Origin of the sequence: Pseudomonas sp. SJZ103 (assembly GCF_007828335.1) — a bacterium.
GTDB lineage: Bacteria > Pseudomonadota > Gammaproteobacteria > Pseudomonadales > Pseudomonadaceae > Aquipseudomonas.
The window spans coordinates 51,597-77,634 of sequence record NZ_VIUN01000005.1; the positions used below are offsets into that span (position 1 = coordinate 51,597).

Below are 26,038 nucleotides of genomic sequence, written 5' to 3' on the forward strand. Positions count from 1 at the left end.
GAGGCCTTCAAATTCAGTGCCTGATCAACTTCTCCTGCACCGCCTGCTGATCCACATCCAGCAGTATCTGCTGCTTGCCGGCGACCATCACCGCCGCCGGCAACCCATCCCGATACACAATTCGATTCCCGCTCACCGCCGGCACCTTGCTGCCCGGCAACAGTGTGCCCACCAGGTTCAGCGGGTCAGCCCCGCACACCGCAATCAAACTCCCGTCATGGGGCCTGCGCCGCACTTCGCGCAGCAACGGGATTGCCTCCGGCAAGGCAAACTGCTCACCCGCCAACCCGCTGACAAACCGCCCGCCACGAATCTCACCCCGCGCCTCCAGCCGATGGAACGTACGCAGCAATTCGCGCCAACTCGGCAACCAATCCGCCTCGCGCTCCAGCAAGCGCCAGAACACCACGCCATAACGGCGCAGCAAGGTCATCGCCACATGTTCCAGGGTTTCGGCCGAGTGCGGGCCGGCGGCGGTTGATGGGCGGCGAATCAGCGCCCAGCGCCCGGCATCGTCCATGCCGCCGATAAACGCCCCACGCCCGCGCCGACTGCTGCGCGCCTGGCGCTTGCTGGCCGGGGTGGTCAGGGCACGCAACCCGGCAAAGCTGTCGGCATTTACCAGGCCGGCGCCGACCAGTTCCTGCAAGGCGGTTTCCAGCTCGCTGCGCAGCAGATGGGCTTCGTGCACGAGCTCATCGAAAAACAGCGCGCCGTGTTCACGCAGGGCCAGGTGGACCTTTTGCGCCTTGAGCGACAGGGTCGTGCTGTCGGTGGGTTCGGTCAGCCCGCTCCACAATGCCACCTGGCTGCGCGGCAACAGCACCACCGGCGTGCTGCGCAGGGCGATGGCGCCGGCTTTGTTGCTCAAGCGCGTCCATACCAGCTTGCCGCTGCGGCACAGGTCGTCGAGCCAGGTCGATGAGTAATCCTTGATCCGTGCACTGAGCAGGTCACTGTCCCAGGCCGACGTGGCGGCGGCGTACCCTTCGAACTGGCCGACAATCTGCGGCAACACGCCGCTGCCCTGGCCGCGCGTGCTCTCGGACAGGTGCTGCCAATCGAACAGGAAACGCATGAAATCCTGCAGTGCCACCGGCTCGATTTCCCGGCGCAGGCGCTTGACCGTGTAGCGATGAATGCGCGCGAGCAGATGCCGTTCGCACCATTGTTCCTCGAGTGCGCCGGGGCTGAAGCGACCGCGCAGCACGTAGCCTTCCTGCTCCAGGCGGGCCAGCGCCTGGGTGATATCGCCCAGCGGCAAGGCCAGTGGCGCAGCGATCTCGATCAGGCGCTGCGGGCCGAAGCCACCGAGGCGCGCGCGCAGCAGTTCCACCAGCGCGTCGTCAAAGCTCCAGGGCTCATCGAAGCCGGGGAGCAGTGGCAAATTGTGAGGATAGATCGCCTGCAAACACCCCAGGCGTTCCCCTGCGACCCACAGGCCGTTGGGCAATTGATAGGCGCGGCCACCTTTAGCCAGGGCCTGCAACCACTCGGCCCATTGCGGGGTGACCTCGTTGCTGGCGATGCACGCCAGGCTCATCAATGCCTCATGCATTTCATCCACGCCATGGGGCGCCGGCCAGGCCTCTTCGCACACGCCGGCGATGGCGTCCGCGTCCAGTGCTCCGAGGTCGTCGGTGCTCTGCGGGTCGCTCCAACGGCGGTTGAGCACGGCCTGGGTGCGGCGTTCTTCCAGCGGTGCATCGTCGAGAAAAGTGTAGGGGCGCGCGCTGAGGATTTCGGCAGCCATGGGCGAGGGCGCCGGCAGGTCGCGGCTGATCAACCGCACTTCGCCGCGCTCCATGCGCCGCAGCAAGGCAAGCCAGGCGTCGCTGTCCATGGCTTCGTGCAGGCAGTCGTCGAGGGTTTGCTCCACCAGCGGGTGCTCGGGCACTTCGCGTTCGCCGGCGAGGTTTTCCAGGCAGGCGATCTGGTCGGGGAACACGCTGGCGATCAGGTCTTCGCTCTTCATGCGCTGGATCTGCGGCGCCACTTTGCGCCCGGCGGTAAAGCGCGGCAGCGCCAGGGCCACGCCGGCGTTCCAGCGCCAGCGCACACCGAACAGCGGTGCATCCAGTACGGCCTGGATCAGCAGGTGTTCGGCACTGTTGCTGTTGAGGTAACGCCATACCTCATTGAGCTCGAAACTGTGGCTGGTGGACAGCGACAGCACGATCGCATTTTCACTGGCTGCCGCTTGCAGTTCAAAGTTGAAGGTGCGGCAAAAACGCTTGCGCAAGGCCAGGCCCCAGGCCCGGTTGACGCGGCTGCCGAACGGCGTGTGGATGATCAGTTGGGTACCGCCGGACTCGTCGAAAAACCGCTCCATGATCAAGGTGTCCTGGGACGGCAACGCGCCGAGTGCCAGGCGCGCGTGGGCCAGGTAATCGAGGAGCTGTTCGGCGCTGGCGCGGTTCAGGCCGAGGGTGCCGGTAAGCCAGTCATGCGCCGGTTGCAGGTCGCCGGGGCTGGCGCTGAGCAGGCCGTCGAGTTGCCCCTGCAAACGTGCGACCGCAGCGGATAACTCATTGCTGCGCCCCGGCGCTTCACCGAGCCAGAACGGAATGGTCGGCGGTTGGCCGTGAGCGTCTTCGACCCGCACTTTGCCGGCTTCGACCCGCAAAATCCTGTAGGACGTATTACCGAGCTGGAAGATATCCCCGGCGATACTTTCCACTGCGAAATCTTCGTTGACGCTGCCGATATTCAGGCCCTGGGGCTCCAGCAACACGCTGTAGTCGGCGTTGTCGGGGATGGTGCCGCCGCTGGTCACGGCGGTCAGCTTGGTGCCACGGCGACCGCGCAGGGTGCGGGTCAGTGCGTCGCGGTGCAGGTACGCGCTGCGGATGCCCTGGCGGCCGTTGTAACCGTCGGCGAGCATCTGCAGCAGCGCCTGGTAGTGGCGTTCATCCAGGGTGGCATAGGGCGCGGCGCGGTGGATCAGGTCGAGCAAGGCCTGTTCCGGCCACTCCTGGGCACTGACCTCGGCGATGATCTGCTGGGCCAGCACGTCCAGCGGCGCCACCGGGACCTGCAAGGTGTCCAACTCGCCCCGGCGTACACAATCGAGCAGGGCGGCGCATTCGATCAGGTCGTCGCGGGTCGTGGCAAACAGGCGTCCCTTGGGCGTGCCGCCGACCTGGTGCCCGGAGCGGCCCACCCGCTGCAGAAAACCGTTGATGGAGCCTGGCGACGCGATCTGGCACACCAGGTCGACATCGCCGATATCAATCCCCAGTTCCAGGGACGCGGTGGCGATCAGCACTTGCAGCTCGCCGGCCTTGAGCCGTTGCTCGGCGTCCAGGCGCATCTCCTTGGCCAGGCTGCCGTGGTGGGCAGCGACGGCGCTCTTGCCCAGGCGCTCGCTCAAATGCCGGGCCAGGCGTTCGGCCAGGCGCCGGGTGTTGACGAAGATCAGCGTGGTGCGATGCTCACGGGCCAGGGCGGCGAGACGGTCGTAGACCAACTCCCAGACATCGTTGGCCATCACCGCCGACAGCGGCACCGGCGGCACTTCGATATCCAGGTCGCGGGCACGGGCATGGCCGATGTCGACGATGTCGCACGCCCGGTCGGTACCCACCAGAAAGCGCGACACCGCCTCGACAGGTTTTTGCGTGGCCGACAAACCGATGCGGGTCAACGGCTCGGTACACAAGCCTTGCAGGCGTTCCAGGCTCAGGGCCAGGTGGCTGCCGCGTTTGCTGGCGGCGATGGCGTGGATTTCATCGACGATGACCGTGCGCGTGCTGGCCAGCATCTGCCGGCCGGAGTCCGAGCCCAGCAGCACGTAGAGCGATTCCGGCGTGGTCACCAGGATGTGCGGCGGGCGCTTGCGCATCTGTGCGCGGTCTTTCTGCGGGGTGTCGCCGGTGCGTACGGCGGTGCGAATCACCAGCGGCGGCAGGCCCAGGCGCTGCAAATGCTCGGTGATCCCGGCCAGCGGGGTCTGCAGGTTGATCTGGATGTCGTTGGACAGCGCCTTGAGCGGCGACACATACACCACCAGCGTCTCGTCCGGCAGTTGCCCGCCATTGGCCAAGCCCTGGTGAACCAGGTCATCCAGCACCGCGAGGAACGCCGTCAACGTCTTGCCGGAACCGGTCGGCGCCGCGATCAGCGTTGAACGGCGCGCGCGGATCAGCGGCCACGCCTGGGCCTGGGCGCTGGTTACCGAGGGGAAGGTGTGGCGGAACCAGGTGCTGACGGCGGGGTGAAAGCCGTTCAATACCGTGTCGGTTGATTCAGGAAGGTTCATGCCTAAGTTATGCAGCCCACTCCAACAAGTTGCAACCCCGCACTTTATCCGTGACGGTTGCGCTACAAACCCGCAAAATGCAACGATTCTGGAATAACCCTACGGCATGCCTCACCCGCCTGCCGACAATAACCATCGTTCCAAACAGACCGGGCCTGCTCAATCTATGCGAATGCGCCTTATGTTACTGGGCGGCGGGAATGCCCTCGGGCAGGCGCTGATTCGCCTCGGTGCAGAGGAAGACATCGGTTTCCTCGCCCCCAAACCGCCCAAAGACGGCTGGGATGCCGCGAGCCTCACCCAATTGCTCGACGACACCCGTCCCGATGCGTTGATCAACCTCGCCTACTACTTCGACTGGTTCCAGGCCGAAGCCGTCAGCGAGACCCGCCTGGCCGCCCAGGAATTCGCCATCGAACGCCTGGCCGAACTGTGTCAGCACCACAACATTACCTTGCTGCAACCGTCCAGCTACCGCGTATTCGATGGCTCCCGCGCCACCGCCTACAGCGAAAAGGACGAGCCGGTGCCCCTGGGCCTGCGTGGCCAGGCGTTGTGGCGTATCGAGCAAAGCGTGCGCGCCACTTGCCCGCAGCATGTGCTGCTACGTTTTGGCTGGCTTCTGGATGACAGCGTCGACGGCACCCTCGGGCGCTTCCTGGCCCGGGCGGAAAAACCGGATGAATTGTTGATGGCGGACGATCGTCGCGGCAACCCGACGCCGGTTGACGATGCTGCGCGGGTGATTATCTCGGTGCTCAAGCAACTTGATTGCGCGGCGCCGCTGTGGGGCACTTACCACTATGCCGGGCATGAGGCGACCACGCCGCTGGCGCTGGGCCAGGCGATCCTCACCGAGGCGCGCACCTTTCACCCGCTGGCCATTGAAGCCCCTACCGCCCAGGCCCACGCGGCACGGCCGGATGCGGCAGACGAACCGCAGCATGCGGTGCTGGCCTGCAAGAAAATCCTCCACACCTTCGGCATCAAGCCTCGGGCGTGGCGCGCAGGGCTACCGGCATTGCTTGACCGGTTCTATCGCCACGGCTGACACAACACAAAGTAAATGTGGGAGGGGGCTTGCTCCCGATAGCAGCGTGTCAGTCAACAGGTTCATGACTGATCCACCGCTATCGGGAGCAAGCCCCCTCCCACATTGGTTATGCAGTGTTGCTTAGAACTTGTAGCCGATACCCACCATGTAAACCATCGGGTCCACGTCCACATTGACCTTGGCACGGGTGCCCGGCGCCACGGCATTGTTTTCCACGGTAGCCTTGGTGCTGATGTCGATGTAGCGCGCCTGGGCGTTGATCATCCACTTGTCGTTGATCATGTAGTCCGCGCCGATCTGCGCAGCCCAGCCCCAGGAGTTCTCGGCCTTGAAGTTGCTGAAACCGGCTTCGGAGGCGCGGCTGCCGACGTGTTCGTCGTAGATCCAGGTGTAGTTGATACCGGCGCCTACGTACGGTTGGAACGGGGATTTGTTGTCCAGTGGGTAGTACACGACGCTCAGGGTTGGCGGCAGGTGTTTCAGCGTACCGAGCTTGCCGTTGGCGGCGCCGAGGGCGGTGCCCTTGATCTTCACGTCATGCTCGAACGGTGTGGCAGCCAGCAGTTCGATACCGACGTGATTGGTCAGCATGTAGGCGAAGTTCAGACCCAGTTGGGTGTCGCTGCTCATGGTCGCCTTGCCGCCCAGGTTGGCACCGGCCAATGGGCCTTGGTCAACTTTGACGGTGCTGCTGTCTGCCTTCGGGTTCACGGTGATTGCACCGGCACGAATCAGAATGTCACCCGCTTCGTGAGCGTGGACGGCAGGGGCGGCGAGGGCGAGCGCGAAGAGGGACGCGCCGAGCAGAGACTTGTTCATAGGAGCTCCAGAGGGTGTATTAAAAGAGATACATCCAATGGTAAAGATCGTTCCGGTTGGGCCGTTGACTCAGCTCAATGAAACGGTAATAACCCGCTACTCCTGCAGCTCATATACGTAAATCTTCTGCGCATCCATTTGATAACCGGCATCTGCAAGCTCACTGGATGACGGTTTGACCTGCATCGTGCCTTCGATCCAGTACGGCTGATACAGCTCATCGAGCTTCACGCCGACCTCGCTCTTTACATGCACGATCTGGTTCGACGGCGGCGGCGGCACATGGATGCACGCGCCGAAATACGGCACCAGCAAAAACTCGGTGGTGCGGCCTTCTTCGCTGACTTCCAGTGGCACGATGTACCCCGGCAGGCGAATATGCTGGCCGTCGAGGCTCTGCACCACCGGCGCGTTGGGCAGTTCCTGCTTGGCCGCCGGCGCCGCTTCGACGGACAAGGCATCGGCCATGTTCGACAGGTTGTGCAGCGGTTTCATGTTGGGGATTTCCGGCGGCGCGTCCGGCGGGATCATCTCCTGCCAGGACAGGTCCTTGGGCTGGTCCTCCGCCCAGGCAGGCACGGTCACCAGCAGCAATAACGCAAACAGAGCGCGACGCATCTAAGCCTTCCTCATAAACGTATGGACAGGCCATCGGCCAGGGATTGTCGGTAGGCGCGCCAGGCGGGCACGCTGCCCATCAACAGCGCTGCCGCCAGAATACCGGCGAGCAAGGACCATTCATATTCGCTGGGCCACGACATCGGCAGGTCCAGACCGTAATTGGCCTGCAAATACCCGCGTGATGCAGCGATGCACACGTACAGCAAACCCACGCCTGCGATCACGCCAGACAGGGCCAGGGCGAAGGCTTCGAGGATCAGCAGCGTCGCGATATGCCACGGCCGCGCACCCACCGAACGCAGGATCGCCATTTCGCGGCGGCGTTCGTTGAGGCTGGTGAGGATTGCGGTGAGCATGCCGATCAAGCCGGTCAGCACCACGAACAGCGAGATCACGAACAGGGCCTTTTCGGCGGTGCCCATCATGCTCCATAGCTCTTGCAGCGCCACACCGGGCAGGATCGCCAGCATCGGCTCGCCACGGAACTCGTTGATCTCCCGCTGCAGGGCGAAGGTGGAGATCTTGTTGTTCAGGCCGAGCATAAAGGCCGTGATGGCTTGCGGGGTGAGGTCCATGTTGCGCGCCTGGTCGGCACTGATGCGGCCTTTGCCCTGGGCCGGTACGCCGTTGTGCCAGTCGATATGAATCGCCTCCATGCCGCCGAGGCTGATATGCAGCGTGCGGTCCACCGGCGTGCCGGTGCGCTTGAGGATGCCGACCACGGTGAATGGTTTGTCATCGTGCTTGACCAGGCTGACCACCGCCACGCCGTGGGCCAGTACCAGCTTGTCGCCGAGCTTGTAGTGCAGGGCATCGGCGACTTCGGCGCCGAGTACCACTTCGAACGGGTCGGTGGCGAAGGCGCGGCCGCTGGCCAGTTCCAGGTTCTGTTTGCGGCCGTACTGGTAGTGCTCGAAGTACGATTCGTTGGTGCCCATTACGCGGTAGCCGCGATGGGAGTCGCCGAGGGAAATCGGGATCGCCCATTTCACCTGGGGGCTGGCGGCGAAGTGCTCGTAGCTGTCCCAACGAATGTTGTTGGTGGCGTTGCCGATGCGAAACACCGAGTACAGCAGCAGGTTGACCGACCCTGAGCGCGCGCCGACGATCAGGTCGGTGCCGCTGATGGTGCTGGCGAAACTGTTGCGCGCCTCAACGCGCACGCGCTCCACCGCCAGCAGGAGGCACACCGACAAGGCGATGGCGAAGGCGGTGAGGATCGCGGTAAAGCGGCGGTTAGCCAGGCTGGCCATGGCTAGACGAAACAGATACATCTCAAACCTCTGCGGGCGTGGCGGCGCGATTGAGTTCGGCCAGCGACAGGTTGCGGTCGAACAGCGGCGCCAGGCTTTGGTCATGGCTGACAAACAACAGGCTGGCGCCGGCTTCGCGGCATTCGGCGAACAGCAGTTGAATGAAGGCTTCGCGGGCGTCGTAGTCCAGGGCCGAGGTGGGCTCGTCGGCGATCACCAACTCCGGTTGGCCGATCAGCGCACGGGCGGCGGCCACCCGTTGCTGTTGGCCGATGGACAACGAATCGGCACGGCGCTCCAGCAGGTCTTTGTCCTTCAAGCCCAAGTGTGCCAGCAAGGTCGCGGCGGCCTGGTCGACGCTGCCGTGGCGTTGGATTGCCCGTTGCGCGCGCAGCTTGGAAAAGTGACAGGGCAGCTCGACGTTCTCGCGCACCGACAGGAACGGCAGCAGGTTGAACTGCTGGAAGATATAGCCGGTGTGGTCAACGCGAAAGCGGTCCCGCGCACCGGCCGAGAGTTCGGTCAGCTCCTGGCCGAGCAGGCGGATGCTGCCGCGGCTGGGCTTCTGTACGCCGCCGAGCAGGCCGAGCAAGGTGGTTTTGCCACTGCCGCTCGGCCCCTTGAGAAACAGGGTTTCCCCCGCTTCCAGGCGGAACGCGGGGATGTCCAGTAACTGTGGGTGACCTGGCCAGTTAAAGCCCAGGTCAGACAGTTCGATCAATGCGTGGGTCATGGGGGCTCAGAACTTCAGGGTGGCTGCTGTGGCCGTCGCTTCAACGCCTTGCTGGCCGCTCGGGCCGATCAGTTGTACCTGAATTTTCTGGGTGGCGGGGAAGGTCTTGAACACCTGGGTCAGGTCCAGGTTGCCCAGGGCGGCCGGCGTGGCGCAGGTGAATTGGTAGTGGGCGTGGATCTCACTGTGATCGTGATGATGCTCGTGGGCGCCGTCTTTGGCGTCGTCATCATGATCATCGTCGTCGTGGTCGGCTTCCGGTTTGTCGCCGAACAGCGGGCTGTTGAGTTCCTGGGTGCTGATCACGCAACCGGCGGCCTTGGGCAGGTTGAACAGGGCCAGCGGGTTCTCCAGCTGTTTGCGTGCGGCGGCGACCTTGGCTTTGTCGGCAGCGCTGGTGGCGACGTGTTCGAAGCCCACCAGGTTCATCGCCGGGCTGTCCAGTTCAAGCTCCAGGGCCTGGCCGTCGAGCACCGCGTTGAGGCGACCGACGCCGTGTTCGTGTGCGCCGAGGCTACCGTGTTCGTGATCGTGGTCATGCTCGTCGGCGGCGTGAGCGATGGCGAGTGGCAACAGGGCAAACGGCAAAGCAAGCAGCAGACGGCGCATGAGAAGGCTCCAGAAAATGAAATTTATGTTATGTGATCTTATAACAATAGTGCTGAGAGTTTGACCGCCTGCTTGGCGTTGCGCAAGCCACATGGGAGCATGCTTGTCAGAAAAATGCAGGAGTAAGGACGATGTTGCGAATTCGTGGAACCGTTGGCGACCTGCCGGTGGACTTGACCCTGGAACTGGATGACGGCGATTGGGCGCGACTCGGCGCACAGTTGCAGGTAACGCCAACGGCAAACGCGGCCGCCGCGCCGGCGGCGCCGGTCAAGCAGAACGATGATCTGTGGCAGAACGCCCAGGACCTGCTGCGCAACGCCGGGCAGCTCAGCGGCCTGGAATTGCTTGATCGACTGGAAGGTTTGGCGGGGGATGCCGCGGCGGGCAAGCGCCTGTTGGTGCGCCTGCGCCATAGCGCCAAGGTGAAAGTGGCCAGCGGCGGGGATACGCCGCTGTACAGTTGGATCGGCGATTAGTACAGCGCGGCGAACAACTTGCGGCGGTACACGGTCACCAGCGGGTGATCATTGCCCAGCAGTTCGAACACCTGCAGCAAGGTCTTGTGCGGCAGGCCTTCGCTGTAGCCGCGGTTGCGGATAAACAACTTGAGCAGGCCTTCCAGCGCGGCGTCGTACTGCTGGCGCGCCAGTTGCTGGATGGCCAGTTGATAGGCGGCTTCGTCGTCCTGCGGGTTTTGTGCCAGGCGGCTTTTCAACTCGGCGGCGTCCGGCAGGTCGGCGGCCTGGCGCAGGAAGGTGATTTGCGCCTTGGCGCCGGCGAGGGCGGCTTTGTGGTCATCGCTCTTCACCGCATCGAGCACGGTTTGGGCTTCACCCAACTCACCGCGTTCGGCCAGGCAACGCGCGTACAGAATCAACGCGGCGGCGTTGGTGTTGTCTTCACCCAGCAGCGCTACCAGCACGGCCTCGGCGTCGCTGATGCGGCCATCGGCAAACAGCGCCTTGGCCTGCTCCAGCGGGTCAGCTGCAGCCGGTGGTGGCATCTGCACATGCGGCTCCAGCATCGCCCGCACCGCCGACTCCGGCTGCGCCCCGGCAAATCCATCCACCGGCTGGCCATCCTTGAACAGCACCACCGTCGGCAGGCTTTGAATGCCAAAGCGCGCGACGATGTCCTGCTCGGCCTCGCAATCGACCTTGGCCAGCAGTAGCTCGCCCTGATAACTCTGGGCAATCTGCGCCAGCATGGGCATCAACGCCTTGCACGGCGCGCACCACTCGGCCCAGAAATCCACGAGTACGGGTTTTTCGAAGGAGTTTTGGATCACGGCCTGGTCGAAATTGGCGCTGGTGACGTCGAAGATGTACGGCGTGGGCTCACTCATGGGGCGTCTCGAATAAAGCGGGAATGGGGCAACTATAAGGGCTGGCGCCGCGAATGGTACAGGCTCACCTTGCGAAACTCCCAAGGCTCGGCCAAGTCCGGCAATGTCAGCGCATCGAGTATCTCCAGCCGCCGATAAGCCGGGTGCTGGAAGTCCCGCACGCGCGAGTCCGCCACCAGCGCTTCGCGGCCTCGGCTGAGGAAGTGGTCGAGCAACGGCAGGTTGGCCCGGTCGTAGAGCACATCGGCGACCAGGATCAGGTCGAAGCGGTCGGCTTCGGCGAAAAAGTCCGCTGAATAGCTCAGCGCCACGCCGTTGAGTTCGGCATTCGCCCGGCAGGACGCTAACGCCAGCGGGTCGAGGTCGCAGGCAACCACTTCCAACGCGCCGGCTTTAACCGCCGCAATTCCGGCCACACCGGAGCCAGCGCCGAAATCCAGCACGCGCTTGCCTTTCACCCATTGCGGGTTCGCCGCCAGATACCGCGCCAGCGCCAAACCACTGGCCCAGCAAAAACTCCAGTAGGGCGGTTCATGCAGGATGCGTCGGGTTTCCTCGGGACTGAAGGCGCGGTCCATGTTGTCCGCATCCAGCAGCCACAATGAAAGCTCGGTGCCCGGCAGCGGGCAGGGCACCAGTTGGGCGTCGCCGATCAGCGCGCTCAGGGCGCGCTGCAAGTCCAACGGTGGCGTCATGGTGCCTTGACGAGTTCCAGGGGGCCGGTGGTCTGGGTGATGGCCTGGGTGATGCGTACGGCGGGCAGGTGCAGGATCAACTGGCCGGATTGGCTGGCACGGCCACGCAATTCAACCCGCGCACCGGCTGGGAACGCCTCGGGGTTGTAGCGCAGGCGGAAGGCCAGGGGCTTGCCGTTGCCGGTCAGTACGCTGCTCGCCAGCAGTTGTTGCGGGCGCGAACGGTCATCGATCACCAGCAGCGCCATCTCGACTTCGGCACCGGCCGGCACGTTGGTGAGGCTGCCGCTGATTTCGCGTTGATAGGCGGGCAGGGGGCCGAGGTCTTCAATGCCGGGGACTTTTTTCTCTTGTGCGGGCGTCGGTTGAGGTGCGGCCGGCTTGGGGGCTTCGCTGCTGCAGGCGACCAGGACACTGAACACGGTGAGCAAAACAAGTGGTCGTAACTGCATGTACGGCTCCAGAAAAGGACAAAATCCGTGGCTTGAAATATAAGAAACATATAGGCCTGCCTATATACCGTAAAGGCTATGGCTTGTCTTGCCACAGGGATGCGCTACCATGGCCCTCCCTTTTTTTGTTGCCTGCCACCATGCACTGTCCCTTCTGCGGTGCCAACGACACCAAGGTCATTGACTCGCGTCTGGTCGCCGAGGGCGATCAAGTGCGTCGCCGGCGCGAATGCCTGGCCTCTGGCTGCGGTGAACGTTTCACCACCTTCGAAACCGCCGAACTGGTATTGCCGCGTCTGATCAAGTCCGACGGCAGCCGCCAGCCTTTCGACGAAGAAAAACTGCGCGCCGGTATGCAGCGCGCCCTGGAAAAACGCCCGGTGAGTGTCGAGCGGCTGGAGGCGGCGCTGGCGCATATCAAGCATAAGCTGCGCGCCACCGGCGAGCGCGAGGTCAAGAGCCTGGTGGTTGGAGAGCTGGTGATGGGCGAGCTGCAAAAGCTCGACGAAGTCGCCTATATCCGTTTCGCTTCGGTGTATCGACGCTTCCAGGACCTCAACGAGTTCCGCGAAGAGATCGACCGCCTGGCCCGTGAGCCTGCCAAAGAATGACCCCGCCTTCTGCTGAACAGACTGTCCTCGACGCCCATTACATGGCCCGCGCCCTCGAACTGGCGCGCAACGGCCTGTACACCACCCACCCCAACCCGCGCGTGGGCTGCGTGATTGTCCGCGATGGTCAGGTTGTCGGCGAAGGCTGGCACGTGCGCACCGGCGAACCCCATGCCGAAGTGCATGCCTTGCGGGCTGCCGGTGACAAGGCCCGAGGTGCCACGGCGTACGTAACCCTCGAGCCCTGCAGCCATTACGGCCACACCCCACCGTGCGCCGATGCGCTGGTGAGTGCCGGGCTGGCGCGGGTGGTCGCGGCGATGCAGGACCCCAACCCGGAAGTCGCCGGGCGCGGCATGCAGCGCTTGGCCCAGGTTGGGATCGAGGTGCACAGCGGCGTGCTCGAAGGTGAAGCGCGGGCCCTGAATAAGGGCTTCCTCAAGCGTATGGAGCATGGCCTGCCGTTTGTGCGGGTCAAGCTGGCGATGAGCCTGGACGGCCGCACCGCCATGGCCAGCGGCGAAAGCCAATGGATCACCGGCCCCGCCGCCCGCGCCGCCGTGCAGCGCCTGCGCGCCGAGGCCAGCGTAGTGCTGACCGGCGCCGACACCGTATTGGCCGACGGCGCACGCCTGACCGTTCGCGCCGCCGAACTTGGCCTGGACGAAGCCACCACCGCCCTGGCCATGTCGCGTCCGCCGCTGCGCGTGCTGATCGACGGCCGTTTGCGCGTGCCGCTCAACGCACCGTTCTTCAAGGCTGGCCCGGCGCTGGTCATCACCTGCGTCACCGCGGAAAACCAGTTCCCCCGTGGCCCTGAATGCCTGGTGGTACCGGGCGTGGACGGCCAGGTCGACCTGCGCTCGGCGCTGGTGGCCCTGGCCGCCCGGGGCGTCAACGACGTCTTGGTGGAAGCAGGCCCAAGCCTGGCGGGCGCATTTGCCCAGCAAGGCCTGGTGGACGAATACGTGATTTTCGTCGCCGGCAAGTTCCTCGGCTCCGCCGCCCGGCCTTTACTCGATTGGCCGCTTGAGAAACTGGCAGACGCCCCCCAACTCAAGATCACTGAAATGCGCGCTGTAGGCGACGACTGGCGAGTCACTGCCATCCCTGTGCCAGCAGCGAGCGTATAATTCTGACCGGGCGCTCAAGTGCCCGCCCCGTTTTCCAGGAGAAGGCCATGTTCACCGGCATTATCGAATCCATCGGCAGCATCCGCGCCATGACCCCCAAGGGTGGCGACGTGCGCCTGCTGGTTGAAACCGGCAAGCTCGACCTCGGCGACGTCAAGCTGGGCGACAGCATCGCCGTCAGCGGCGTGTGCCTGACCGTCATCGAACTGCCGGGCAACGGCTTTGCCGCCGACGTCAGCCGGGAAACCCTGGACTGCACAGCGATGAACGACCTCAAGGCCGGCAGCCCGGTCAACCTGGAAAAAGCCCTCACCCCGACCACCCGCCTGGGCGGCCACCTGGTCAGCGGCCACGTCGACGGTGTCGGCGAAGTGGTTGCCCGCAGCGAAAATGCGCGTGCCGTGGAGTTCCGCATCCGCGCGCCTAAAGAGCTGGCCAAGTACATCGCCCACAAAGGCTCGATCACCGTCGATGGCACCAGCCTGACCGTGAACGCCGTGAACGGCGCCGAATTTGAACTGACCATTATTCCCCACACCCTGAGCGAAACCATCATGGCGTCCTACCAGCCAGGTCGCCGGGTGAACCTGGAAGTCGACTTGCTTGCCCGTTATCTGGAGCGCCTGCTGCTGGGCGATAAGGCCGCAGAGCCTGCCGCCGGTAACATCACCGAAAGTTTTTTGGCCGCTAACGGCTACCTGAAATCCTGACCAAGGGGGTGCCCTGTGGCGCTCAATAGCATCGAAGAACTGGTTGAAGACATCCGCCAAGGCAAGATGGTCATCCTGATGGATGACGAAGACCGTGAAAACGAAGGCGACATCATCATGGCCGCCGAGGCCTGCAAGCCTGAGCACATCAACTTCATGGCCAAGCACGCCCGTGGGCTGATCTGCATGCCCATGAGCCGAGAGCGCTGCGAGTTGCTCAAGCTGCCGTTGATGGCGCCGCGCAATGGTTCGGGTTTCGGCACCAAGTTCACCGTATCGATTGAAGCGACCACCGGTGTCACCACCGGCATTTCCGCCGCCGACCGTGCCCGCACCGTGCAAGCCGCTGCCGCCAAGGACGCCAAGGCCGAAGACATCGTCAGCCCCGGCCACATCTTCCCGTTGATGGCTCAACCGGGCGGCACCCTCGCTCGCGCCGGCCACACCGAAGCCGCCTGCGACCTGGCGCGCATGGCCGGTTTCGAGCCGAGCGGCGTGATCTGCGAAGTGATGAACGACGACGGCACCATGGCCCGTCGCGCCGAACTCGAAGCCTTTGCTGCCGAACACAACATCAAGGTCGGCACCATTGCCGACCTGATTCACTACCGGATGATCCACGAACGTACCGTTCAGCGGATTGCCGAGCAGCCACTGGACAGCGAACTGGGCCAATTCAATTTGGTGACCTACCGTGATTCGGTGGAAGGTGACGTGCACATGGCCTTGACCCTGGGCAGCATCTGCGCCGACGAGCCGACCCTGGTGCGCGTACACAACATGGACCCGCTGCGCGACCTGCTGATGGTCAAGCAACCGGGCCGCTGGAGCCTGCGCGCCGCCATGGCCGCGGTGTCCGAGGCGGGCAGCGGTGTGGTGCTGCTGCTGGGTAACCCGGTGGATGGCGACGTGTTACTCGCGCATATTCGCGAAACCGCCGAGCAAACCCAGGTGAAAACGCCGACCACCTACAGCATCGTCGGTGCTGGTTCGCAGATCCTGCGTGACCTCGGTGTGCGCAAAATGCGCTTGATGAGCGCACCGATGAAATTTAATGCGATATCCGGATTCGATCTGGAAGTTGTAGAATACGTGCCCTCCGAATAAAGGCCGGCGCTTTTTGCCCCTTGTTTGCGGTTAAATCATCACTGAGGGACGCACTTTTCGCGTCCCGGCTCTTTAAGAGATTTGTCGAATGACCCTGAAGACCATCGAAGGTACCTTCATCGCCCCCAAAGGCCGCTATGCCCTGGTGGTTGGCCGCTTCAACAGCTTCGTGGTTGAAAGCCTGGTAAGCGGTGCCGTGGATGCCCTGGTTCGCCACGGTGTGAGCGAGAGCGACATCACTATCATCCGCGCCCCTGGCGCCTTCGAAATTCCACTGGTTGCGCAAAAAGTTGCTCAACAGGGTGAATACGCGGCGATCATCGCCCTGGGCGCGGTCATTCGTGGCGGTACGCCGCACTTCGAATACGTGGCCGGCGAATGCACCAAGGGCCTGGCCCAGGTGTCCATGGAGTTCGGCGTGCCAGTCGCTTTCGGCGTACTGACTGTTGATTCCATCGAACAAGCCATCGAGCGTTCCGGCACCAAGGCCGGCAACAAAGGCGCTGAAGCTGCCCTGTCCGCGCTGGAAATGGTCAGCCTGCTGTCGCAGTTGGAGGCCAAGTGATTTCCGACGAGAGCGATCGTTTCAACCCACGTGACGAGCGTCCAGCGGACGCCGGCAAACCGTCGAAAAGCGAAAAGCGCCGTGCTGCCCGTCAGCTCGCGACCCAGGCGCTGTACCAGCGTCATATGGCCGGCACTTCGCTGAACGAGATCGAAGCGCAATTTCGCGTCGATAACGACTTCACGTTTGCCGACCAGAGCTACTTCCACGACATCCTGCACGGTGTGCCGGCCAACCTGGACGAGATCGATGCTGCGTTGTCGCCGTGCCTGGACCTGACCCTCGAAGAGCTGGACCCGGTTGAACTGGCCGTACTGCGCCTGTCCACCTGGGAGCTGCTCAAGCGCGTCGACGTGCCGTACCGCGTGGTGATCAACGAAGGCATCGAACTGGCGAAAGTCTACGGTTCGACCGACGGTCACAAGTTCGTCAACGGCGTGCTCGACAAGCTGGCCCCGCGCCTGCGTGAAGCCGAAGTGAAGGCGTACAAGCGCTAACCTGCGCTTGAGTCCTGAATGGGCGAGTTCGAGCTGATCCACAAGTATTTCGCCGCCGCGCCGTGTGCGCAGGGCGGCGAGGGCATTGCCTTGGGGATCGGCGACGACTGCGCCTTGCTGGCGCTCCCCGCCGGGGAGCAGCTGGCAATTTCCACCGATACCTTGGTGGCCGGCGTGCACTTTGCCGACCCCTGTGACCCGTTCCTGCTCGGCCAGCGCTCGCTGGCCGTGGCGGTCAGCGACCTGGCCGCCATGGGCGCCCACCCCCTCGCGTTTACCCTCGCACTCACCACGCCGACCGTTGATGCCGATTGGCTGCAACGCTATGCCCAGGGTTTGAACGCCATGGCGCAAAGTTGCGGTGTGGGCCTGGTGGGCGGCGATACCACACGCGGCCCGCTGAGCCTGACCCTGACCGTGTTCGGGCGGGTACCGGCAGGCCAGGCGCTGACGCGCAGCGGTGCGCAGCCGGGTGACCTGCTGTGTGTGGGCGGCGAGTTGGGCAACGCCGCCGGTGCCTTGCCGCTGGTATTGGGGCAGCGCAGCGCCGACGCAACGATTGCCGAACCACTGCTGGCCCATTACTGGTCGCCCCAGCCCCAGTTGGCCTTGGGGCTGGCGCTGCGGGGCAGGGCGACGTCTGCGATGGATATCTCCGACGGGCTTCTGGCAGATTGCGGGCATATCGCCAAGGCCTCGGCTGTCAGCCTGTTGATCGAGCGCCAGGCGCTGCCGTTGTCCAAGGCCTTGCTGGCGTTTGTCGGGGATGACGAGGCGCGGGTGGCCGCACTCAGCGGTGGCGACGACTACGTATTGGCGTTCACCCTGCCGCCCCTGGAACTTGCGCCATTGCTGGCCGGCGGCTGGCCGATCCACGTGATCGGCCGAGTCGAGGCGGGGCAGGGTGTCACGTTGCTCGACGCCAACGGGCACGACATCACCCCGGTCGTACGTGGCTATCAGCACTTTCGCGAGACGCCCTGAATAGGCTGCCGCGCTCCTCCATAGAATCAACACAAAGGCCAATCAAACCGATTGATCTTTATCAGCGATAATTCAGCTTAAGCGTCTGCAGGAACGTGCTGTTACAATGGCCGCCTTTGTAAAAACTGAAATCAGGAGCACACGGTGCCCGTCGTTTTCGTCGCTGCTTCCAAGCTGCCTACCCCTTTTGCCACGTTCACTATGAGCGGCTTTCTCGAAGAAGCCACCGGGCGCGAACACGTTGTGCTCAGCCTGGGCGACATCGCCGATGGCGCACCGGTTCTCGGTCGTGTGCATTCCGAGTGCCTGACCGGAGACGCGCTGTTCAGCCAGCGCTGTGACTGCGGCTCGCAACTGGAAGCCGCGATGCGCGCCATCGCCCGTGAAGGCCGTGGCGTGCTGCTGTATTTGCGTCAGGAAGGCCGTGGTATTGGCCTGCTGAACAAGATCCGTGCCTACGAGCTGCAAGATGGCGGTGCCGATACCGTCGAGGCCAATGAGCGCCTGGGTTTCGCTGCCGACCAGCGTGACTACGCGATCTGCCTGCCGATGCTGGAGCACCTGGGTGTGAAATCCCTGCGTCTGATGACCAATAACCCGCGCAAGGTCAAAGCCTTGACCGAGATGGGCATCACCGTGGCCGAGCGTGTGCCGCTGCACACCGGGCATAACCCGCACAACAAACTCTACCTGGCGACCAAGGCCAGCAAGCTCGACCACATGATGGGCAACGAGCATCAGGGCGAGGTCGACCGCGCGTGACCCGGGGCCAGGTGAAGCGGCGACTGTCCTTCAGTTGGTGGCAGTACCTGGCCCTGGCGCTGCTCCCGCTGTTCGTGATCAACCTGGTATTTGGCCAGGCCGAGCCCATGCTGCCGGTGCTGGCCATGCCGTTCTTTATCGCCGGCGTGGCGTCGATGTTCCTCAGCCTGCGCTACTTCCATGGCTATAAACACGCCCTGATCGCCACCTCCAAAGCCCTTGATACTGCGGAAGAACCGGCTGCCTGGATCACCCTGGCGGCTCGTCGGCGTACGGCCTTGATGGTGGCTGCCGTACCGGCGTGGGTGGGCGCACTGGCGGTGTTCGTTGGCCTGGAAGCGGTGCCGCTTTTCCTGCTGGCACTGTCGACGATGGTGTTGTTTTACCTCTACCGCATCCCGCGTCAGTTGGGATGATGCGCCGCTGGCTGGCGATTCTGCTGCTGGCATTCAGTGCCCAGGGCCTGGCGGTCGAACGTGTCGTCAGTCTGGCGCCTTCACTTTCTGAAATCGTGGCTGAACTGGGTGCTGCCGACCTGCTGGTGGGCGTGCTCGATGGCGGTGAGCGGCCAGCGGCGCTGGCGAGCGTGCCGTCGGTTGGGCGTTATGGGCAACTGGACATGGAGCGCCTGCTCAGCCTCAGGCCCGACCTGATCCTGCTCTGGCCCGGCAGCGTCGGCCCCGCCCAGCGCGAGCAGCTGCAGCGCCTGAATATCCCGGTGTACGTCGCCGAACCCCATAGCCTCGAACAACTCACCACCCAGGTCCAGGCCATCGCCGAGCAACTGGGCCGTGCCGACGCCGGCCGGCAATTGGCTGCGCAACTGCGCCAGCGCCTGGCGCAGTTGCGTCAGCGTTATCAACGTGCTGAACCGTTGCGGGTGTTCTATCAGGTGTGGAATCAGCCGCTGTACACCGTGGGCGGTGGCCAGATCATCAGCGATGCGCTGAGCGTGTGCGGTGCGCGCAACGTGTTTGACGACCTGAAGCTACCCGCGCCACAGGTCAGCATCGAGTCGGTATTGCAACGTAATCCCGAGATGATTCTGGTAGGCGATCAGGCGCAGAAGGAAGCCTGGAAGGCCTGGCCAAGCATGGCGGAGCGGGTACGGCTGGTTCCGGACAAAGGCCTGGAACGGCCCAGCGGGCAGATGCTGGAAGCGCTGGCGCGGCTGTGTCAGGTGATTGCTCCGGGCCGCTGAGGCCAGTCCAGGCCACAATCAGATTTCAGGTGTCCACGTCACGCGAAACATCCACACGCGGCCTTCTTCACGGTAATCGTGATTGTTGACGAATGCAGGATCGTCGTAGCTGTAGCGCGCCCGCGCATAGGACTTGTCCAGCAGGTTATCGACCTTCAGCGACAACGCTACTTCCCGCGTCACCGCCCAACTGCCACGCAGCCCGAGCAACCCATAGCCGCCCAGGCGGTGGGTGTTGTCTTCATCGTCATAGCTGTGGCTGATCGCCTGCCAACTGGCGCCCACGCCCACCTGATCGAATTGCCGGTCCAGGTCCAGGCTCAACGTGCGCCGCGCCCGGCGGGCCAGGGTGTGACCACTGTCGCGGTCGCGCGGGTCGATGAGCGACAGCCCGAGGTTTCCTTGCCAGCCGAACAGCTCCTGCTTGAGCGCCGCCTCAAAACCGTTGATGCGTGCCGACGCCACATTCTGTGGCTTGCCGGTTTGGTCGAGAATGATCGCATCGCTCAAATCGGTGCGGTACAGCGAGGCCTCCAGGCGCGTGCTGTCACTCAACTGGCTGCGCCACTGCAGTTCGTAGCTCTTTGAGGTTTCGGGCTGCAGGTTGGGGTTGCTGTACTTCGTGTCCGGGTAATAGAGGTCGTTGAAGGTCGGCGCGCGGAAGCCTTCGCTGTAACTCAGCAGCAGGTCATTGTCGGGGTTGACCGGCAAGGTCAGGGTGCCGCTCCAGCTGTTCTGGCTGCCGAACTGCTGATTCTGGTCGTGACGCAGGCCCAGTTCGGTGGAAAACCACTCGCTGTGAAAGCGATGCTGCACAAAGGCGGCGCGGTTCCAGCGGCTGTTTTCGGTAAACGTGGTGGAACCGTGGAAGCGGTCTTCGTACCAGTCGCCGCCCAGGATCAGGCTGTTCTGGTCATCCAGGGTCAGGTCGTTCTGCCAGTTGACCGAGTCACGGTAGGTGTTGAATACGCTGAAATCATCGCTGAGGGTGTCGCGCTTGGTATCGCGATTCTCGCTGTGGCCCAGCTCCAGACGCGATTGCCAGTGCTCACTGAGCGTGGCGTCGACATAGCCGCTGGCGCTACTCACGGCGTAGTCGGTGTAGGGCTTCTGGCCGACGGTTTGCCTGGTGACGGGGTCGTAGCGGCCGAAGCTGTTGTCATACTCCGACTTGCCGCGGTTATCCAACAGATTGAAGCCCACCTCCAGCTCATCGCTGAGGGAATGGCTGAGGTTCAGGCTCACGGACTGGTTGCGATAAGCATCATGGTCGCCGTCGCTGGGGAACGACTGGTGGGTTGAGTTGATGCCGGCGGTTTCATCCAGGCTCGCGCCCAGGTTGAAGCGTGTCTGTTCGTCACCACCCGAAAGGCCGAGGCTGCGCTGCCAGGTGTTATGGCTGCCGAAGCCCAGTTTCACCCGCGGTTGCACGCCCTGCTCGGCATTGCGCCGGGTGAATACCTGGATCACCCCGCCGATCGCGTCACTGCCGTAGATCACCGAGCGCGAGCCGCGCAGTACTTCCACTCGCTCAATCTGGTCGACGTTGAGGTATTGCAGGCCGCTGTCGCCGGACGTCGTATTGGCGATGCGCTGGCCGTCTACCAGCACCAGGCTTTGGGCGGACTTGGTGCCCCGCAGGTAGATGCCCGGCAAACTGCCACGGCCACCGGAGGGGGCGACTTGTACACCGGGCACACGGCTGAGCAGGTCGGTGAGGCTGGTGGGTTGCAGGCGGTCGATGTCGTCGCGGGTGAACACGGTGTTGGCGGCGCTGCTGTCGTTGCGTGCCTGGACCTGGCGGTTGGCGCTGATGACCACGTCGGGGAGTTTCAGGGCGTTGTCGCGGGTGTCGGCGAGCAATTCAGGCGAGGGCAGAAGCAGCAGGGCAAGGTACAGGTGTTTCATGGGCTGTCCATAGCGCTTGAGGATGGCGCAAATCAAATGTGGGAGGGGGGCAACTCGCACCGCCCCTCCCACCTGTTGGTCCCGCTTTCTACAGGCCCAGCAGCGCTAGGCGCTCGCGCACCGAAGCCTCGATCCCTGCTTCATCCAGCCCGCACTCAGCCAGCATCTGCGCCGGCTTGGCGTGTTCGACGTACGCATCCGGCAAGCCCAGGTGCAGCACCGACTTGAGGATATTCTCCCGCGCCAGGAACTCACTGACTGCCGCACCGGCACCGCCCATGATGGCGTTTTCTTCGACGGTCACCAGCAGCTCATGACTGGCGGCGATTTCGCGGACCAGTGCTTCATCCAGCGGCTTGACGAAGCGCATGTCGACCACGGTGGCGTCGATCTTCTCGGCCACCTTGAGCGCTTCGGCCAATTGCACGCCAAACACCAGGAATGCAGCCTTGCTGCCCTGGCGACGCACAATGCCCTTGCCGATTTCGATAGGCTCCAGGTCCTTCTCGATCAGCGCATTCGGGCCGTTGCCCCGTGGATAACGCACGGCGGCCGGGCCGTTATACAGGTGACCGGTGCTGAGCATTTTGCGCAGTTCGTTTTCGTCGCTCGGCGTCATCACCAGCATGCCGGGGATGCAACGCAAGTAGGACAAGTCGAAGCTGCCCGCGTGAGTCGGGCCGTCTTCGCCGACTAAACCGGCGCGGTCGATGGCAAACAGCACGTCGAGGTTCTGCACCGCGACGTCATGCACCAACTGGTCATAACCGCGCTGCAGGAACGTGGAGTAGATCGCCACGACCGGCTTGGCGCCTTCGCAGGCCATGCCAGCGGCGAAGGTCACCGCGTGCTGCTCGGCAATGGCCACGTCGAAATAGCGCAGCGGGAAACGCTCGCTGAACGCCACCAGGTCGGAGCCTTCCTTCATCGCCGGGGTAATGCCCACCAGGCGCGGGTCGGCGGTGGCCATGTCGCACAGCCATTCGCCGAACACGCCGGAGTACTTCGGCCCGCTGGCTTTTTTCGGCGCTGCGGCGGGAGCGTCCACCGGTTCGAGCTTGGTGATTGCGTGGTAGCCGATCGGGTCGACTTCCGCCGGCGCGAAGCCTTTGCCTTTCTTGGTGACGATATGCAGGAACTGCGGGCCCTTGAGGTCGCGCATGTTACGCAGCGTGGCAATCAGGGTCGGCAGGTCATGGCCGTCGATGGGGCCGATGTAGTTCCAGCCCAGCTCTTCGAACAGGGTGCCGGGGACCAGCATGCCCTTGGCATATTCTTCGGTACGCCGGGCAATTTCCCACGCGCCGGGCAGACGCGAGAGCACTTTCTTGCTGCCTTCGCGCATGCTGGCATAGGTGCGGCTGGAGAGAATCTTGGCCAGGTAATTGGACAGGCCACCGACATTGCGCGAGATCGACATGTCGTTGTCGTTGAGGATCACCAACATGTTGGCGTCCACTTCCGGGGCATGGTTCAGTGCTTCGAAGGCCATGCCGGCGGTCAGCGCGCCATCACCGATCACGGCAATCGCCTTACGGTCGCTGCCTTGCAGGCGGGCGGCAATTGCCATGCCCAGCGCTGCGCTGATCGAGGTGCTGGAGTGGCCGACGCCAAAGGTGTCGTACTCGCTTTCGGAGCGGCGCGGGAAGGCGGCAACACCGTCCTTCTGGCGCAGAGTCGCCATGCGCTCGCGGCGGCCCGTGAGGATCTTGTGCGGATACGCCTGATGGCCCACGTCCCACACCAGCCGGTCATCCGGGGTGTCGAACACGTAGTGCAACGCGATGGTCAGCTCGATGACGCCCAGGCCGGCACCGAAATGCCCACCGGTCTGGCCGACCGTGTAGAGCAATTCCAGGCGCAACTCATCGGCCAGGGTTTCCAGCTCGGCTTCACCCAGACGACGCAGGCCGTCCGGCGTGACAGCACGGTCGAGCAGGGGCGTGGACGGGCGCTTGCGGGGAATCTCTTGAAACGTCGTGGGCATCAGGCGAATCGTTATAGGTATAGAAGAGGCGGCAGTTTACCTCAAGCATCGCAAACTGCCCACGCAGAGCGCCGAACTTGGCCGATATGCGGCTGCAATGGCCGCCGTAATCAGTGGCGGCGTTCGACGATATACCGCGCCAGGTCACGCAGCGGCTCGGCCGCCGCGTCGAAAGGTCGCAGGGCGTCCAGCGCCTGGTCGCGTAGTTCCAGGGCGTAGGCCTTGGCGGTTTGCAGCCCGAGCAGCGCAGGATAAGTCGGTTTGTCTCGTGCGATATCGGCGCCTTGGCGTTTGCCTAGGGTGGCGGTATCGCTTTCCACGTCGAGAATGTCGTCCTGCACCTGGAACGCCAGGCCAATGGCCCGGGAATAGGTCTGCAGCGCCGCCAATTGCGCGGCTTCGGCATGTCCGCTGGCCAGGGCGCCCAAGTGAACGGCGGCTTCGATCAGCGCGCCGGTCTTGTGGCGGTGCATGTGCTCAAGGGCTTTTTGATCCAGCTTGACGCTGACCGAACCCATGTCGATTGCCTGCCCGCCAACCATGCCCGCAGGGCCGGCAGCCAGGGCCAGGGCCGTGACCATGCGCAAGCGGATCTCGGCGTTGACGCTGCTCAAGCGTGGGTCCAGCAACGCGCTGAACGCCAGGCTCTGCAAGCCATCACCGGCGAGGATCGCATAGGCTTCATCAAAGGCTTTATGGGTGGTGGGCTGGCCGCGACGCAGATCGTCGTCGTCCATCGCCGGCAAATCGTCGTGTACCAGGGAATACGCGTGAATCAGCTCGACTGCACAGGCTGCACCGTTGGCCTGCTCGGCCGGCGCGCCCAGTGCTTCACAGGCCGCATATGCCAGCAGCGGGCGCACACGCTTGCCGCCATTCATCACGCTGTAGCGCATGGCTTCATAGAGGCGCTTCATTTCCGGGCTTGGCGCAACAAACAAGGGCTCCAGCGCCGTATTTACCCGGGCTTGGCTACTGGCCTGATACGCGTCGATCATTCCGGCTGTTCCGCATCGAAAGGTTCTTCGGCCAACTCCCCGTCACGCTCCAGCAACACCTGCACCTTCTGCTCCGCCTGCGCCAGCGCGCTCTGGCAGTCACGGGTCAGGCCGATGCCTTGCTCAAACGCCGTCAGCGAGTCCTCCAGCGACAACTCGCCGTTCTCCAGACGCTCGACCAATGTTTGCAGGTCGGCGAGGGATTGTTCGAAATCGAGTGCAACTTTTTTGCGGGCCATGGCGGCTATTCCGGTAGACGGTAAACCGGCGCGACACTAGCAGACATGGGGGATGGGGGCAAATGAGTGGGGCATTACTCGCCTGCTGTATTGACCTGATAACGCGTGCTGCGGCCGCCTCCGGGGAGACGAACCAAGCAGTTTTTTTTCAGCAGGTCAGCCAGGTGTCGCGTCGCTGTCGCCTTGGATACCTTTGCCTCCGCTTGGTACTGCGCTGCGCTGATGCCGTGTTCGAAGCCCTTCTCACCACCGTCGAGCAGGCGATTGAGGACCTTGATCTGTTCAGCAGACAAAGGGAGGTCGCGGTGTTGCTGCCAGAACCGACTTTTTCCCAGCACTCGGTCAATCCGCGCCATGGCCTGCTGCACGCTGCGTAACAGGGTTTTAAGGAACCACTCCAGCCAGTCAGTGATATCCAGTGAGGCCTTCTGGCTGGATTCCAGTGCGTTGTAGTAGCCGGTGCGATCTTCGAGGATGCTGGCTGACATGGCATAGAAACGGATGGCCTGGTGTTCACCCTGGGCCAGTGCCAAATCGGTGATAGCGCGTGTCAGGCGACCATTGCCGTCATCGAAGGGATGCAGTGTGACAAACCAGAAGTGCGCGACGCCGGCGCGTACCAGCGGGTCCAATTCCGGCTGATCGCGGCTGGTTTCGAACCACTCCAGAAAATCCGCCAGTGCCTGCTCCAGTCCCAGACGTGGCGGGGCCTCGAAATGCACGGTCGGCCGATCAAGCTGGCCCGACACCACCTGCATCGGCTCATCCCCCCTCAATGACCCGATATTGAGCGCGCTGGCGGCATAGCCTGCTTCCGGGGCCGGGAACAATAAGTGATGCCAGTTCAATAAGCGGCGAGGGTAAACGGCCGTGTGAATTGTTGAGTTGCATCCATCATCAACTCGGCGAGGCCTTCGCTGCGGCGGCTTACCTGACCGTCTGTCATCGCTTCCAGGCCCATCCGCCTTGCCAGCGACGAGCGCACCGAGCCGACATTCAACTGCTCGCCCTCAATCGCCGAGGACGTCAGGATATTTTGCAGCAGCGCATCCAGTTCATTCTGTGCGCTGACTGCCTGGCTGACGGAGCCGAGCATGCCCAACAGCTTGCCCTGGGCGTACCCGCACTCGCGCAGCAACGCCGCGAGGCGACCGGGTTGCCAATGGAAGTGCGGCCAGTCGGCGTGTTGCCAGATCCAGTGCGGATGGTGGAATGCCTGGGGTGCGTGAGCCGAATAAAGAGGTTATTCGGCTCATTTGGTGAGCCGATTGTGCTGTGGCTTCGGCTCAGGGTCTAGTGTGGTGGTGGGTGTTTTCGTAAGTGCGCCATAAAACCAACCTTCCAAGCCGAAATTTAATGATTGATGCTGTGCCCCCGATTTTTTCAGGAACCAGCCTCCCTGATGCGTCCCGACGTCAAAGTCGAATAAGTGTGCCTTTATACCAAGTCCGTTGCTGACGTTCTGCTCAGATATTTGTTGCGTAAAGAAAA

At 63.4% G+C, this 26,038-nt stretch carries 25 protein-coding genes and 1 pseudogene; 12 read left to right on the top strand and 14 right to left on the bottom strand.

Annotation, left to right across the window (positions count from 1 at the left end):
• Nucleotides 1-13: 13 nt before the first annotated feature.
• Nucleotides 14-4,261: a DEAD/DEAH box helicase gene (locus FBY10_RS13375; protein ID WP_145336793.1), complete on the bottom strand. Its 4,248-nt coding sequence runs from the start codon at nucleotides 4,259-4,261 to the stop codon at nucleotides 14-16.
• Between the two features lie 166 nt (nucleotides 4,262-4,427).
• Here FBY10_RS13375 and FBY10_RS13380 point away from each other — a divergent pair, with 166 nt between their 5' ends.
• The gene (locus FBY10_RS13380) at nucleotides 4,428-5,312 is read left to right on the top strand and encodes a sugar nucleotide-binding protein (protein WP_131700325.1); all 885 of its coding nucleotides are present in this window, start codon (nucleotides 4,428-4,430) and stop codon (nucleotides 5,310-5,312) included.
• A gap of 123 nt (nucleotides 5,313-5,435) precedes the next feature.
• On the opposite strand, the gene FBY10_RS13385 is transcribed toward FBY10_RS13380, so the two are convergent.
• The 5 genes from FBY10_RS13385 to FBY10_RS13405 all read right to left on the bottom strand — a co-directional run bounded on the left by FBY10_RS13385 (nucleotide 5,436) and on the right by FBY10_RS13405 (nucleotide 9,350).
• Entirely contained in the window at nucleotides 5,436-6,134 is a 699-nt protein-coding gene (locus FBY10_RS13385; protein ID WP_131700324.1) for an OmpW family protein, read from the bottom strand.
• Between the two features lie 96 nt (nucleotides 6,135-6,230).
• Nucleotides 6,231-6,752, bottom strand: a complete 522-nt coding sequence (locus FBY10_RS13390) for a DUF3299 domain-containing protein (RefSeq protein ID WP_145336791.1) — start codon at nucleotides 6,750-6,752, stop codon at nucleotides 6,231-6,233.
• Between the two features lie 11 nt (nucleotides 6,753-6,763).
• Nucleotides 6,764-8,029, bottom strand: a complete 1,266-nt coding sequence (locus FBY10_RS13395) for an ABC transporter permease (RefSeq protein ID WP_145336789.1) — start codon at nucleotides 8,027-8,029, stop codon at nucleotides 6,764-6,766.
• Between the two features lies 1 nt (nucleotide 8,030).
• A complete protein-coding gene (locus FBY10_RS13400) occupies nucleotides 8,031-8,741 on the bottom strand; it encodes an ABC transporter ATP-binding protein (protein ID WP_053138261.1) in 711 nt (236 codons plus the stop codon).
• A gap of 6 nt (nucleotides 8,742-8,747) precedes the next feature.
• Complete coding sequence (locus tag FBY10_RS13405; RefSeq protein ID WP_145336787.1) at nucleotides 8,748-9,350, bottom strand: DUF2796 domain-containing protein; 603 nt, start codon at nucleotides 9,348-9,350, stop codon at nucleotides 8,748-8,750.
• Between the two features lie 131 nt (nucleotides 9,351-9,481).
• Here FBY10_RS13405 and FBY10_RS13410 point away from each other — a divergent pair, with 131 nt between their 5' ends.
• The gene (locus tag FBY10_RS13410; RefSeq protein WP_145336785.1) at nucleotides 9,482-9,829 is read left to right on the top strand and encodes a hypothetical protein; all 348 of its coding nucleotides are present in this window, start codon (nucleotides 9,482-9,484) and stop codon (nucleotides 9,827-9,829) included.
• Here FBY10_RS13410 and trxA read toward each other — a convergent pair.
• From trxA to FBY10_RS13425, 3 genes are read right to left on the bottom strand one after another with little or no spacing between them, the layout of a single operon-like run.
• On the bottom strand, nucleotides 9,826-10,698 hold the full coding sequence (gene trxA / locus FBY10_RS13415; protein ID WP_131700320.1) for a thioredoxin: 873 nt from the start codon (nucleotides 10,696-10,698) through the stop codon (nucleotides 9,826-9,828). The genes FBY10_RS13410 and trxA overlap by 4 nt on opposite strands.
• 32 nt (nucleotides 10,699-10,730) lie before the next feature.
• Nucleotides 10,731-11,393, bottom strand: coding sequence for a methyltransferase (locus FBY10_RS13420; protein ID WP_145336783.1), 663 nt, complete (start codon nucleotides 11,391-11,393; stop codon nucleotides 10,731-10,733).
• Nucleotides 11,390-11,845, bottom strand: coding sequence for a YbaY family lipoprotein (locus tag FBY10_RS13425; protein WP_027605189.1), 456 nt, complete (start codon nucleotides 11,843-11,845; stop codon nucleotides 11,390-11,392). The genes FBY10_RS13420 and FBY10_RS13425 overlap by 4 nt, the downstream gene beginning before the upstream one ends.
• A gap of 140 nt (nucleotides 11,846-11,985) precedes the next feature.
• On the opposite strand from FBY10_RS13425, the gene nrdR reads away from it, so the two are divergent.
• The 10 genes from nrdR (at nucleotide 11,986) to FBY10_RS13475 (ending at nucleotide 19,415) form a co-directional block, all read left to right on the top strand.
• Complete coding sequence (gene nrdR, locus FBY10_RS13430; protein ID WP_167656713.1) at nucleotides 11,986-12,456, top strand: transcriptional regulator NrdR; 471 nt, start codon at nucleotides 11,986-11,988, stop codon at nucleotides 12,454-12,456.
• A complete protein-coding gene (ribD, locus tag FBY10_RS13435; protein ID WP_145336781.1) occupies nucleotides 12,453-13,589 on the top strand; it encodes a bifunctional diaminohydroxyphosphoribosylaminopyrimidine deaminase/5-amino-6-(5-phosphoribosylamino)uracil reductase RibD in 1,137 nt (378 codons plus the stop codon). The genes nrdR and ribD overlap by 4 nt, the downstream gene beginning before the upstream one ends.
• Nucleotides 13,590-13,636: 47 nt before the next feature.
• Complete coding sequence (locus tag FBY10_RS13440; RefSeq protein WP_029299435.1) at nucleotides 13,637-14,299, top strand: riboflavin synthase; 663 nt, start codon at nucleotides 13,637-13,639, stop codon at nucleotides 14,297-14,299.
• A 15-nt stretch (nucleotides 14,300-14,314) separates the two neighbouring features.
• Nucleotides 14,315-15,406 carry a bifunctional 3,4-dihydroxy-2-butanone-4-phosphate synthase/GTP cyclohydrolase II gene (ribBA, locus tag FBY10_RS13445; protein ID WP_131700317.1) on the top strand — a complete coding sequence of 364 codons (1,092 nt, stop codon included), beginning with the start codon at nucleotides 14,315-14,317 and terminating at the stop codon, nucleotides 15,404-15,406.
• 88 nt (nucleotides 15,407-15,494) lie between these two features.
• The gene (gene ribE / locus FBY10_RS13450; RefSeq protein ID WP_003176356.1) at nucleotides 15,495-15,971 is read left to right on the top strand and encodes a 6,7-dimethyl-8-ribityllumazine synthase; all 477 of its coding nucleotides are present in this window, start codon (nucleotides 15,495-15,497) and stop codon (nucleotides 15,969-15,971) included.
• Nucleotides 15,968-16,468, top strand: coding sequence for a transcription antitermination factor NusB (gene nusB / locus FBY10_RS13455; RefSeq protein ID WP_053138236.1), 501 nt, complete (start codon nucleotides 15,968-15,970; stop codon nucleotides 16,466-16,468). The genes ribE and nusB overlap by 4 nt, the downstream gene beginning before the upstream one ends.
• Nucleotides 16,469-16,486: 18 nt before the next feature.
• A complete protein-coding gene (gene thiL / locus FBY10_RS13460) occupies nucleotides 16,487-17,452 on the top strand; it encodes a thiamine-phosphate kinase (RefSeq protein ID WP_145336779.1) in 966 nt (321 codons plus the stop codon).
• Nucleotides 17,453-17,596: 144 nt separating this feature from the next.
• Entirely contained in the window at nucleotides 17,597-18,214 is a 618-nt protein-coding gene (ribA, locus tag FBY10_RS13465) for a GTP cyclohydrolase II (protein WP_065924905.1), read from the top strand.
• A complete protein-coding gene (locus FBY10_RS13470) occupies nucleotides 18,211-18,630 on the top strand; it encodes a nuclear fragile X mental retardation-interacting protein 1 (RefSeq protein WP_131700315.1) in 420 nt (139 codons plus the stop codon). Before ribA ends, FBY10_RS13470 begins: the two co-directional genes overlap by 4 nt.
• Nucleotides 18,627-19,415 (top strand): cobalamin-binding protein, encoded by a 789-nt coding sequence (locus FBY10_RS13475; protein WP_145336777.1) that lies wholly within the window; start codon nucleotides 18,627-18,629, stop codon nucleotides 19,413-19,415. Before FBY10_RS13470 ends, FBY10_RS13475 begins: the two co-directional genes overlap by 4 nt.
• A gap of 18 nt (nucleotides 19,416-19,433) precedes the next feature.
• Here the strand turns inward: FBY10_RS13475 and FBY10_RS13480 are convergent, their stop codons facing one another.
• The 5 genes and pseudogenes from FBY10_RS13480 to FBY10_RS13500 form a co-directional block, all read right to left on the bottom strand.
• On the bottom strand, nucleotides 19,434-21,323 hold the full coding sequence (locus tag FBY10_RS13480) for a TonB-dependent receptor domain-containing protein (protein WP_145336775.1): 1,890 nt from the start codon (nucleotides 21,321-21,323) through the stop codon (nucleotides 19,434-19,436).
• An 88-nt stretch (nucleotides 21,324-21,411) separates the two neighbouring features.
• A complete protein-coding gene (gene dxs / locus FBY10_RS13485) occupies nucleotides 21,412-23,310 on the bottom strand; it encodes a 1-deoxy-D-xylulose-5-phosphate synthase (RefSeq protein ID WP_145336773.1) in 1,899 nt (632 codons plus the stop codon).
• Between the two features lie 110 nt (nucleotides 23,311-23,420).
• Nucleotides 23,421-24,308, bottom strand: coding sequence for a (2E,6E)-farnesyl diphosphate synthase (gene ispA, locus FBY10_RS13490; RefSeq protein WP_131700311.1), 888 nt, complete (start codon nucleotides 24,306-24,308; stop codon nucleotides 23,421-23,423).
• Entirely contained in the window at nucleotides 24,305-24,547 is a 243-nt protein-coding gene (locus tag FBY10_RS13495; RefSeq protein ID WP_003176346.1) for an exodeoxyribonuclease VII small subunit, read from the bottom strand. Before FBY10_RS13495 ends, ispA begins: the two co-directional genes overlap by 4 nt.
• A 74-nt stretch (nucleotides 24,548-24,621) precedes the next feature.
• A pseudogene (locus tag FBY10_RS13500) lies at nucleotides 24,622-25,742 on the bottom strand (Fic family protein).
• Between the last annotated feature and the right edge of the window lie 296 nt (nucleotides 25,743-26,038).